This window comes from Chryseobacterium sp. KBW03 (assembly GCF_003852415.1).
In the GTDB taxonomy this organism is placed as follows: domain Bacteria; phylum Bacteroidota; class Bacteroidia; order Flavobacteriales; family Weeksellaceae; genus Chryseobacterium; species Chryseobacterium viscerum.
The window spans coordinates 133644-146156 of sequence record NZ_QAJO01000004.1 but is presented as its reverse complement, the minus strand read 5'-3'; the positions used below and the strand labels follow the sequence as shown (position 1 = coordinate 146156).

General features: G+C 37.8%; 9 protein-coding genes, 2 tRNA genes and 1 riboswitch. Of the genes, 7 read left to right on the top strand and 4 right to left on the bottom strand.

What is annotated here, in order from left to right:
- The first annotated feature begins 39 nt into the window (after positions 1-39).
- The 7 genes from DBR39_RS08695 (at position 40) to DBR39_RS08665 (ending at position 9927) form a co-directional block, all read left to right on the top strand.
- Positions 40-870: an MbnP family protein gene (locus DBR39_RS08695; protein ID WP_124532279.1), complete on the top strand. Its 831-nt coding sequence runs from the start codon at positions 40-42 to the stop codon at positions 868-870.
- On the top strand, positions 863-1912 hold the full coding sequence (locus DBR39_RS08690) for a cytochrome-c peroxidase (RefSeq protein WP_124532277.1): 1050 nt from the start codon (positions 863-865) through the stop codon (positions 1910-1912). The genes DBR39_RS08695 and DBR39_RS08690 overlap by 8 nt, the downstream gene beginning before the upstream one ends.
- A 12-nt stretch (positions 1913-1924) precedes the next feature.
- Positions 1925-2872 (top strand): transporter, encoded by a 948-nt coding sequence (locus DBR39_RS08685; protein ID WP_124532275.1) that lies wholly within the window; start codon positions 1925-1927, stop codon positions 2870-2872.
- 92 nt (positions 2873-2964) lie between these two features.
- Positions 2965-3152: riboswitch (cobalamin riboswitch) on the top strand.
- Positions 3153-3260: 108 nt separating this feature from the next.
- Positions 3261-5294, top strand: a complete 2034-nt coding sequence (locus DBR39_RS08680) for a TonB-dependent receptor plug domain-containing protein (protein WP_124532273.1) — start codon at positions 3261-3263, stop codon at positions 5292-5294.
- Positions 5291-6424, top strand: coding sequence for a YncE family protein (locus DBR39_RS08675; RefSeq protein ID WP_124532271.1), 1134 nt, complete (start codon positions 5291-5293; stop codon positions 6422-6424). The genes DBR39_RS08680 and DBR39_RS08675 overlap by 4 nt, the downstream gene beginning before the upstream one ends.
- Positions 6425-6438: 14 nt before the next feature.
- Positions 6439-7632 (top strand): cell surface protein, encoded by a 1194-nt coding sequence (locus tag DBR39_RS08670; RefSeq protein WP_124532268.1) that lies wholly within the window; start codon positions 6439-6441, stop codon positions 7630-7632.
- A 36-nt stretch (positions 7633-7668) separates the two neighbouring features.
- Positions 7669-9927, top strand: a complete 2259-nt coding sequence (locus DBR39_RS08665; protein WP_124532266.1) for a DUF5074 domain-containing protein — start codon at positions 7669-7671, stop codon at positions 9925-9927.
- 191 nt (positions 9928-10118) lie between these two features.
- Here DBR39_RS08665 and DBR39_RS08660 read toward each other — a convergent pair whose 3' ends face one another.
- The 4 genes from DBR39_RS08660 to DBR39_RS08645 form a co-directional block, all read right to left on the bottom strand.
- Entirely contained in the window at positions 10119-10907 is a 789-nt protein-coding gene (locus DBR39_RS08660) for a T9SS type A sorting domain-containing protein (RefSeq protein ID WP_124532264.1), read from the bottom strand.
- A gap of 222 nt (positions 10908-11129) precedes the next feature.
- Positions 11130-11903 carry a T9SS type A sorting domain-containing protein gene (locus DBR39_RS08655; protein ID WP_124532262.1) on the bottom strand — a complete coding sequence of 258 codons (774 nt, stop codon included), beginning with the start codon at positions 11901-11903 and terminating at the stop codon, positions 11130-11132.
- Between the two features lie 317 nt (positions 11904-12220).
- A tRNA-Glu gene (locus DBR39_RS08650) sits at positions 12221-12292 on the bottom strand.
- 66 nt (positions 12293-12358) lie between these two features.
- Positions 12359-12430, bottom strand: a tRNA-Glu gene (locus DBR39_RS08645).
- Positions 12431-12513: the final 83 nt, after the last annotated feature.

The following is a 12513-nucleotide window of genomic DNA, read 5'->3' as shown; positions in this document are numbered from 1 at the left end:
CCGCATTTCAAAAATATAATTCAACTTAAAAAATCAACAATGAAAATTTATAAATTTTTATCACTATTCTTTATTGCCTTTACTTTATTCTCTTTTGTAGCCTGCGAAAGCAGCAGGGATGATGATAATCCACAGGATACCACCCCCGGAAAACTTCAGATCAAATTTGAAAACGGATTTAATAATGTAGGAGATATCGTCTTGAACCAAACGACTCAGACTTCTTCTAATGGACAGAAACATAATTTTTCCGCTTTAAAATATGTAATCAGTAATATCGCCCTGATAGACGAGAATGGAAATGAATTTAAATACAATGAAAACAACCCTGATAAAGGCGCTTTTATCGTTGACCAGGCAGATGCTGTAGCCGGAATTATATATCTTAACCTGGATGGCATTCCAAAAAATAATTACAAAAAAATAAGATTTGGATTGGGTATCAGTCAGAAAGCATATTTGCTGGGACAAGACGGACAAGCAGAATTCTGGACAAAAGCCAAGCAGAAAGGAATGACGTGGTCATGGGCTGCCGGATATGTCTTTGTAAAACTGGAAGGGAAATATGGGAATGATGCTCCTTCAAAGGAATTTATGAATCACACAGGAAATATGGGGAATGTTACAGCTAATGAGCAGCCTGACCTATACCGTGAAATTACATTGAATCTTCCGACAACAGCAAGAGTAACCGGAACAATCCGCCCTTCTGTTCATATTTTGGCAGATCTTAACCAGTTTCTGAGCGGAGAAAAAGCTCTTAGCCTGACAACAGCTAATGATATGTTGATGGGTTCAAACCAACACCTGGCAGATGTTACCAATAATCTTACAAAAATGTTTAAAGTAGACCACGTTCACAATGATTAATTTTTTTGTTAAAACGATACTGGTTCTGCTTGTATTTCTGTTGAGTTGTATTTCCTGTTCTGATGAGGTGATCCAGCCGTTGGAAAAGGATGAAGCATATAACCTGCAGTTTCCTTCTTATTTCCCGGAAATGACTTTTGATAAATCAACTAATCCTGTGACAAAAAATGGAGTGGAGTTGGGACGAAAATTATTCTATGAAGGCAGACTTTCCAGAAATAATACCATTTCATGCGGTTTCTGTCATATTCAGGAAAATGCGTTTACCCATCACGGGCATACTGTAAGTCATGGTGTGGATGACAGAATCGGAATCAGGAATGCACCACCTATTCAGAATATGGTTTTTTTGAAAAGATATATGTGGGACGGAGTGATTCATAATCTTAATGAGCAGCCCATCAGTCCGATTACAGATGTCAATGAAATGGACAGCTCCATACCGGAAGCTATTTCAAAGATAAAAGATGATCAGAAGTATAAAAAACTTTTCAGAGAAGCCTATGGAGACGAAACGATTACAGGAGAACGAATTCTAAAAGCTTTGTCGCAGTTTATGGCCTCGTTGATCTCTGCGGATTCAAAATACGATAGATTCAAGCAGGGAAAAGAGCAGCTAACTTCAGCAGAATCCCAGGGAATGGCTTTGTTCGGGCAGAAGTGCGCTTCTTGTCATAGCGGAGAACTGTTTACTGATGAGAGTTTCCGGAATACAGGAATGTATTATAACACGGAATTCAAGGATGCAGGACGTTACAGAGTAACCCTTAATCAGGTAGATTGGATGAAATTCCGTGTTCCGAGTTTGAGAAATGTAGAATATACAGCGCCTTACATGCATGACGGGAGGTTTTACACCTTAGATGCGGTCCTTAATTTCTATTCGAATCAGGTAGAAGATAATGCCAATCTGGATCCACAGCTGAAACAGAACGGTCATATAGGAATAGCCATGAACAGACAGGAAAAACAGTCGATCATTGCATTCCTGAAAACACTGTCCGACAAAAGTTTTATATCCAATCCAAAATTTGCAGAATAATTTATAGAAAACATGAAGAAGATTATATTGATAGTAAGTTTGATCCTGTTTAGCCAGAATCAGGCGAAGACCATTAGAGACAGTGCTTATAGTGCTCCAAATACCTTTAGCAGATTCGATTTTGATGATGATTGTGATGCTTGCGGCTGTGCAGCAGGAAATGGATCTTCAGGCTTTGAGTCTTTATTGAACCCACAGTTTATCGGAATCAAATACTTTGCCCAGCATTACAAAGCCAAAGAAAATTTATTTGTAAAAGATCTTACGCAGGATCAGTATTTCAATACCCTGCAGCTTTGGGGGAAAATTCCATTGACTAAAAAACTGAGTGTATATGCAAGTCTGCCTTTCCATTTCCATGAAAAGAAAACCTTACAGGGAGATATCAAAATCAATGGAATAGGGGATCTGAATCTGATGGGAATTTATCAGCTGATGAGCTCTAAAGATAATTTCCACCATCTGAGTGGAGGTTTAGGAGTGAAAATTCCTTTGGGAAAATTTGATGAAAAAGGAGTTTCCGGTGTTAATCCGAGTTTTCAGCTGGGAACCGGAAGCTGGGATTATCAGGCCGCTTTGAATTATAAGTTTCAGAAAAATAAAGTGGCGGTAATGGTCAATACAGACTATACGATCAAGACGGAGAATAAGAAAAATTACCGTTTTGGAAACCAATGGAACTATGCTGCGACAGGTTTTTATCAGGTTGCGGGATATGAAAAATCTATATTTTCTGTAAAAACGGGCGTTCAGGGAGAAGTGTATGCCCAGAATAAACAATTCGATGAAGCTTTACCCAATACTGCTGGAAGTGCGTTATATGGGAAACTAGGATTTGAAGCCTCTTATAAAAAACTGAGTTTGGGAAGTGAGATAATGCTTCCCATGTACACTCATCTGGCAGGAGGAGATATTGAAGCAAAATCGAGATTCAGTATTTTTCTGAATATTGGAATTTAAAGTGAAACCCTTAATAAAATGATGTTAAAGCTCCTTCGGGAGCTTTAATTGTTTATGAATCATGATTTTAATTGGGGGTTAGGAATAATTCTTTATCTTTGCCGAAATTTGGTGAGCCCTAAAAAGCTCTTAAAAGGGAATCCGGTGAAAATCCGGGACAGACCCGCTGCTGTAAGCTCCACACCAAGATTTTTGAAGAATATATCCACTGTTTTTTTTAATGGGAAGGATTTCAAAAATGGAGTAAGTCAGAAGACCTGCCAGAAAATAATCGTTTGACGCTTTCGTGGAATAAAGCTTAGGACATCAATGATTCTGTGCAGTGATAGCTGTGCTTTGTCGTTGTTTTCTTATATCCATTAGCGTCATCATTATCTTAAATGAGCTAATGGCAGCAAAACTAACTACTTCTACAATTCATAAAGCTGTTTTCACAATACTGGTGATAACATCTCAACTTTTGTTTTCTCAAACCAAGAAAAAAGATAGTCTGGAGGAAGAGACAATTAAAGGAATCAATCTTTACAAAAAGAATTTTAAAGAAATCCTTCCGGCACAAACCTTACAGGGCGAGCAGCTGGAAAGACTGAACAGCCACTCTGTTGCAGATGCTCTGCGGTATTTCTCCGGTGTTCAGATCAAAGACTATGGAGGGTTGGGTGGTTTGAAAACCATTAATATCCGAAGTATGGGAAGCCAGCACGTTGGTGTTTTCTATGATGGAATTCAACTGGGAAATGCCCAAAACGGACTGGTAGATCTGGGAAGATATTCTTTGGACGATCTGGAAGAAATATCATTGTATAACGGGCAGAAAAGTGAAATTTTCCAACCTGCAAAGGATTTCGGGTCTTCGGGATCTATCTATTTACAGCCGAAAACACCGGTATTTAAAGGAACAAGAAAAACCAATCTTGTGATCAGAGCAAAAAGTGCTTCTATTGATCTTTTCAACCCGTCATTCCGATTGGAACAGAAGATTTCAGACCGGGTTTCTGCCAGCTTCAGTGGAGAATTTATGCAGAGTGACGGAATTTACAGATTTCGGTATGCAAAGAAATATCCCGATGGCCAGCAGGCTTATGATACCATTGCAAAAAGACAGGATTCGGATATCAAAGCAAAACGTTTTGAAACTTCTCTCAACGGAACTTTAAATAACGGAAGCTGGAATATCAGAGGCTATGGTTATATTTCAGACCGTGGAATGCCGGCGCCTATTGTTAACGGTCGTTTTGGAGGCAGAGGCGCAAGGCTTTCCGATGAAAACTATTTCGTACAGGCTAACCTGAGAAAAAAGCTGTTTCCAAAATTTGAAACCCAGCTGAAGGCAAAATTTGCTTACGATTATACCCATTTCATGGATACGGTTCGTTCGCAGTCTATTATTTATACCGATAACACCTATATCCAACGAGAACTCTATCTTTCCTCATCCAATATCTATTCTATCACACCCAATTGGGATGTCAGCCTGAGTGGGGATTTTCAGTACAATAATCTGGATGCCAATCTGGATAATTTTTCTTATCCTACCCGTTACACCACATTGGTAGCAGTGGCAACGACTTATCAGTGGAACAGGTTCAAAATCCTGGGAAGCCTTTTAGGAACCTTTACTTTTGAAGAAGTAAGAAAAAACAAAAGGCCGGGAGATGCGAGAGAGTGGACACCTGCCGTATTTATGAGCTATCAGCCGGAAATTATTCCTGAACTTACTCTTAGAGCTTTCTACAAAAGGATTTTCCGACTTCCAACCTTCAATGATCTGTATTATACCAATATCGGAAATACGTATCTGAAGCCGGAATTTACCAATCAGTATGATGTAGGATTTACCTATCAGAAGAACTATAACAATCATTTCTTTAAAAGCTTTTATGCTAAAGTAGACGGCTATTACAATAAAGTACAGGATAAAATTGTAGCGGCACCTAACGGAAGCATGTTCCGCTGGCTCATGATGAACCTGGGAATGGTTGAAATCATTGGAGCAGATGTAAATCTTCAGACTGAAATGCAGCTGGGACAAGTAAAACTAAGACCATTGCTTTCCTACACTTACCAAAGTGCAAGAGATATGAGTGATCCGGAAGATACCTTCTATCGAAATCAGATTCCTTACACTCCATGGCATAGCGGATCTTTCAGTCTGATGGCAGATTATAAAGACTGGAGTTTTAATTACAGTGTTATGTACGTAGGAGAAAGATATGACGTGAACCAGGATAATATTCAATATAATTATGTACAACCCTGGTATACTCACGATCTGTCTGTTCAGAAAAAATTCAACTGGGCCAATCATCAATTTAAAGTAAGCCTTGAAATGAATAATATTTTCAATCAATACTATGATGTTGTCATCAATTATCCGATGCCGGGAAGAAACTTTAAACTTATTCTAAACTTCACCTTATGAGAAAACTAAACTTTTATTTTTTATTTCTTGTATTAGCTTTTCTTACTTCATGCCGTACAGATGACATCATTGTCCGTCAGGAAGTGGTAGAAGGACTTCCTTCAGAAAATACAGCAATAAAAGGGTTTTATATGCTGAATGAAGGGAATATGGGAAGCAATAAATGCACTCTGGATTTTTTTGATTACACCAAAGGAACCTATTACCGGAATATCTATGCAGAAATAAATCCCAATGTCGTAAAAGAATTAGGAGATGTAGGAAATGATATCAAAGTCTACGGCAGCAAACTCTACATTGTTGTTAATGTTTCCAACAAAATTGAAGTACTGGATGCCAAAACAGCCAAGCGTATTACTTCTATTCCATTACAGAACTGCAGATATCTTGCCTTCAAAGACGGGAAAGCTTATGCCAGCAGCTATGCCGGACCGGTAGCTATTAATCCAAAAGCACCTAAAGGAAAAGTAGTGGAAATTGACACCACTTCTCTTTCCATTCAGCGTGAAGTCGTAGTAGGATACCAACCGGAAGAAATGGAGATTGTAGGAAATAAATTATTTGTTGCCAATTCCGGAGGATATAAAGCTCCCGATTATGACAATACTGTTTCTGTAATAGACCTGAATACTTTTACAGAACTTCAAAAAATAAATGTGGCCATCAATCTTCATCATATTAAAAAAGACAATTATGGTGATCTGTATGTAACCTCAAGAGGAGATTATTATAATGTCCCTTCCAGTCTTTATTTAATAGATGCAGCTACAGGAACTGTTAAAAAAGATTTTCATCTCTCCGTCAGTGAAATGACGATCGTTAATGATAAGCTCTATTTCTACGGAAATGAATTCAATTACAATACTCATAGCTATAAAAAAACCTTTGGGATCATCGATGTAAAAACCGAAGAGATTATTGCCAACAGGATTTTTGATAAAGAATATGAGACTGCCATTAAAACACCTTACGGAATTGCAGTAAACCCCATCACAGAAGATATCTACATGACAGATGCCAGGAATTACGTTTCCATGGGATTTGTGTATTGCTTTGATAAAAACGGACGCTTTAAATGGAAAACGGAAGGCGGAAATATTCCTGCCCACTTCGCTTTTTTATACAAATAACCAAACTTTAAGAAATGAACAGAAATACCTTTACTTATTTAAAAATCGGAGTTTTATCATGCTTCCTGGTAGGTGTGATAGCCTGTAAACATGATGATGAAGATGAGTTTACATTTAATGGCCTTGATGATTCCTATTCCATTGAACGTTTTAGAGTGTTGAGTATTCCTACCAATGCTTCGGGAGCTGTCACATGGAGTATTAATGATTCTATTATTTCTCAAAATTCAGAACTTGAATTTATCAGTCCGAAGGCAGATGCTTATCCTTTGACTTTAAAAATTAACAATAAAGGAAACGAGCAGGTTTATCATTCCAAAATCATCGTTACCAAAGAAAAAACACCTTACAGTAAATATATCGCCAAAGTATTGGAATTCCGTCCTGCTGTAGGACAGTTCATGAACGAAATCCCGGAATATTTACCAGGATATACAACCGCAAATATGCTTCAGAAAGCAAACGAATCATTGGTAGGGGGAAATTCTACCATGATCACTCTTGGCGGATATGGCGGATATGTTGTTTTTGGATTTGATCACACGATTCCGAACCTGAATGGACGGGATTTTAAAATACTGGGAAATGCATTCTTTGGAAGTGATGCCAGTGATCAGCGCTCAGGATCCTGTGAGCCGGGAATTATTATGGTTGCCTACGATAGAAACAAAAACGGGAAACCCGATAATGACGAGTGGTACGAAATCGCAGGCAGTGAATACTTCAAAAATACAACCGTAAAAGATTACAGTATTACCTACCATAAACCTGATGAAAATAAAACTCCTGTAGCCGGAAGTGAATTCTGGCAGACCGATGTAGAATATATCAAATGGAATGATAACCTGGGAAATCAGGGTTTTAAAACAAAAAATACTTTTCACGTACAAAGTTATTATCCTCTATGGTTTACAGATCCTTCTTACAGTTTTTCAGGAACCAGACTGGCAAATAATTTTTATGATCAGAGCGGGAATGGATCCTATTGGGTAGGAAAATCATATGATTTCGGATATGCGGATAATGCTCCGAATAATGATGAAGCTTCCAATATTGATATTTCCTGGGCGGTAGACAGAAGTGGGAAATATGTGAAGCTTCCGGGTGTTGATTTTATGAAAATATATACAGGAGTCAATCAGGAAGCCGGCTGGCTGGGTGAAGTTTCTACAGAAGTTGCCGGAGCTTACGATTTACATTTCAAATAATGATTCAATAATACAATCTATTTAAATTAAAAAAGAATGAAAAAGTTTTATCTTTTTATGATGCTTTTTCTGTTTGCATGCGTATCGAATGCACAGATAAAAGTTCAAGGTGTGCCCCGAAATGATATTTCCGGGATCAGTCAACTTAATACGACTACGATCAGTTTTTCTGATATCCAGTATTGGGTAGGATCAGGATCCAATCAGGCTGCTTTTGTAGTACAGTGGAATGACAGTAAAAATCCTGATGCGATGGTTTGGGGATTCAAATGGGATGGAAATGCTACGGGAGAAGATATGCTGAAAGCTATTGCTAAAGCAGATCACAGACTATACACATTACTGTATCAGGGAACTCAATTTGGATCAGCTGTCGGAGGAATAGGTTTTGACCTGAACGGGCAGAACACCAATGCACTGATCAAAAGCGGAAATACCACCTATCCCTTATATCCGGTAAATGGTTTTGTCAATACTAATGCTTATGATTTTGATAGCTATACAATCGTAGATGCTGCCAATGATCACTGGCAGTCTGGATGGACAGTGAACGGATATTGGTCGTATTGGGTAAAAGATCCGGCAGATGCTGATTTCGGATATTCTAGTGTAGGTGCTTCTTCACGTGTATTGGAAAACGGGTCGTGGGATGTTTGGAATTTTAATGTAGGATTTAATCAAACTCCTATTTCTTCTACCATTACTCCTGTTTCGCCATATGTAGCTTCTACCAACTTTACGAATGGATATTTCATGGTGAATGAAGAATGGTTTGGCCATACAAACGGTTCTGTAAATTTCATCGACAATAACGGACAGATCAATTACCGTGTGTACAGTAACGCCAACAATAACCAGGCTTTCGGAGCGACTACACAGTATGGAACGATCTACGGAGATAAATTCTATTTCATATCAAAACAGGCTGCTGATGGAGGAGATACTCAGTATACTCCGGGAGGAAGACTTGTTGTAGCTAATGCTCAGACAATGCAGAAAATTGCTGGATTCAACAATATTGGAGGCGGTGACGGTAGATCTTTTGTAGGTGTGAATGAACATAAAGGATACATTGGAACTTCTACAGGAATTGTTCTTTTTAATATTGACAATTTACAGGTAGGTACCCTGATCAGCGGAACAGGTGGAACTGGACAGATCGGAAATATGATCCGTACTTCACAATATGTATTTGCCGTGAAGCAGGGTGCAGGAATTTTAGTAATTGATCCTAGCACCGATACAGTAGTGAGTACGATTGCCGGAGGTTTCTATTCAGTGGCTCAGGCTAAAGACGGAAGTGTATGGGGAATTCAGGATCAAAAACTGATTAACATCAATCCTACAACTTTTGCTACGCAGATCTACAATATTCCAACTACTAAATATATCGGTGATTGGGGAGCATGGAATGCAGGTAAATTTTCAGCAAGCAATAAAGAAAACGCTTTATACTGGATCAACTCATTAAGCAGTTGGAGTTCAGGAACACAGATTGTAAGATTCGATGTTACCACTAAGACATTTAACGAAAACTTTGCTGCAATTCCAGGGCAGACAGGACAATTTAAGCAGATCCCTTACGGTGCAGCTCTTCGTGTAAATCCTATTACAGGAGAATTGGTTCTGAATACAACAGAAAGCGGATACGGAGCACACTATCAGAAAAACTGGATTCATACTTATGATATGACCGGAGCTCTTATCAATACCAAAACTCTGAATGATTACTACTGGTTCCCTTCATTGACAGTATTTACCAATAATTCAGTTCCTGTTGTAAGCAACGTTTTGCCTTCACAGGTTACAGCTGGAAATACTACAGCGATTGACCTGAAATCAATAGTTTCAGATGCAGATAACATGGCAGTATCTGTTGTAAAGTCTATCAAATCGAACAGCAATCCTACAGCAGTTTCTGTAGCTATTAATAATAATGACGAATTAGTTCTTACGCCACTTACTTCGGGAACATCTGATATTGTAATCAGCTTTAACTCGAATGGTAAATTGGTTGAGAAAACAATTACAGTAAACAGTACAGCTTCAACATTGGCTACGGCTGAGGTGAAGAAACTTGAGTTCGGAATTTACCCTAATCCGGTTACTGATATTCTTACCATTAAAACACAGGAGAAAATCCAGAATGTTTCTATCTATGATGCTTCAGGTAGAGCAGTCAATGCACAGCTGAACAACGGACAGATTAATGTAAGCACGCTTCCAAAAGGTGTTTATATTTTAAAAGCTGTTACAGATAAAGCAGTATATCAGCAAAAACTGATTAAAAATTAAGAATACTTTAGATCTTTAATCTTGTCAATATAACCCCAACCATTTTTTTTTGGTTGGGGTTTTTATTAATTTAAAAAGACAATATAAATGATAAAAACAACCTTACGCTGATAAGATCGTGAAACATCAGACATATAAAAAACCCGGCAAGCTTGAAAAGCTTGCCGGGTTCGATTTGTTATGGATCTTTTTTATTTGATGATCACCTTTTTAGAATATGACTTACCTTCTTTTGTGGTAATGTTCATGATATATACTCCTTGTGGCTGTTTCGTTTCAAATGTGTTTGATGTCAGCTTAGAACGGAATACTTCTTTTCCTGAAGTATTGGTTAAAGAAACCTCTGAACCTTCTGCAGAAACATTTTTGTCAAGAGTAAACAATCCGTTTTGGCTGTGAGCCATGAAATTGATGAATGGATCTTTGTACTGATAAGCATAGTATACTCTAAGCTCACCACCAATATTCAATAATCCTGAATTCACGTTTATTTTAATACGGTCAAAAGGAATATTCATCGTAAGTTCGATTTCAGCTTTGCTTGGATCTGTGTCTCCAAGTTTGATTAGAGTAGAACCAAGACTCTGGTAGTCGTTGTTGGAAACATCTCCGTTAAATGTTTCAATAGATACACCTCCCAATACCTGAGCCGATAATGGAGTTCCGTTTGAGCCAATCCCAAGAACAAGTTTGTTGGTGTTGTTAGCGATATTGGTAGTTGGGAAGATCAATGTTTGTTCTGTTCTTGCAAGGAGCCCCACTGAAACCTGTATTGTAGAGTAGTCGGTTTCGTTACTTCCTACTGCATTTTGAGGGTTCAATACACCGCAGCCCAAGCATACTCCCAATACCTGATTGGTTTGACTGCTTGCATATGTTTTTACAATCTGTGCAAAAGACATAGTGCCTGTTAGGAATAAGAATGATGCCAGAACAGCAGCTTTCATTGTGCGTTGGCTAAGTAATAAATAAGTTTTCATATATGGAAAATTTTGGGTTTTAGCTTTTTGTAAATTTATAAATAAAATGATTATGTTGCTTATTTTATTTCATATTTATGTGATTTGTTGATAATTTGTTGATATTTATGATTATGAATTTATTTTTATTTAATGATTGTTTTTTGTATTTCTCTGAAAATGAATGCAAAAAAATACGGCAGACTTGAAAAGTCTGCCGTATTGAGTTTATCTCTTATTTAATTATTTGATCAAAATTTTTCTTGAAAACGTTTTTCCTTCTTTTGTATGTACGTTCATAATATAAACACCTTCAGATTGTCTGGGCTCAAATGTATTTGATTTTAGTGTAGAACGGAATACCTCTTTCCCGGAAGTGTTGAACAACGTAATTTCAGAACCTTCCACAGGAACATTTCCACCAAGAGTTACCTGTCCGTTTTCACTGTGAGCCATAATATTGATCAATGGATCCTGGTAGGCATAATAAATTCTGAAACCACCGCCAAGGCTTAATACACCTCCGGTTAAGCCAACTCTAATTCCATCATAAGGCTTTGCTGGCTTGAATTCTACCGTACCTCTGTTAGGTGTTGCTCCCAGTTTAAGAAGACTTACATCAACAGTTCTGCGGTCATCATTGGAAGTTCCCCCGTTCATGGTCTCAAGAGTTACTCCACTTAATAATTGTACAGATAAAGGGATGTTGTCTGTTCCGATTCCTACAACCAGTCTGGTGTCCGATCTTAAATCAGGAAAAGCCAGAGTTTGCTGGATTCCTCCTAATAGTGCTGTGCCCAATACCATTGTTGAATAATCATCTTCGTTACTTCCGATTGCATTCTGAGGATTGTCTACACGACAGCCAAGACATGTTACCCCAAATACACCAGAACTTTGAGCGTGTGCATAAATTCTGTTCTGCGCAAAAGATAATGTGCTGGCAGAAAATAAAAATAAAGCCGTTAATCCAGCTTTAAAAGAGAATTGGTTTCCCAAAAGTAAATTAAATTTCATGTTATATTTTTTTAGAATGAATAGTTTTATCCAAATTTAGGCATTAATGTGAAAAGTAGGAAATAATATTTCCATTATCGGTGATATTTTTAATGAAAATTAATATGGCTTAACAGTTAAGAGTAAAAATAACATGATCTTTGATTGATGGGAGGTCTTAGGTGAAAGGAAATAATATTACTTTGATCTGGCTGTAGCGTGGCCTGGGAAATCAATATAATAATGACCTGAAGATGTGGATCTTTTGAATAGAACTTGCTGTAATACAGTCTTACTATATATAAACGAAAAAAAGACTTTCGAAAAAGTCTTTTTTGTAGCCCGTAGGGGAATCGAACCCCTCTTACCAGAATGAAAATCTGAGGTCCTAACCGATAGACGAACGGGCCCTCTATCTTCCGTCACCGAAATAACGTGTTAGCTTTTGTTTTTATAAGTATCAACTCTTAATCTTGTAGCCCGTAGGGGAATCGAACCCCTCTTACCAGAATGAAAATCTGAGGTCCTAACCGATAGACGAACGGGCCGGTTAGATTTTTTGTTGTAAAGAATAGCTTTTCTACTTTGTGTTTAAAAAACCACTGATGTTATACAGTGGTTTTTTAAATTG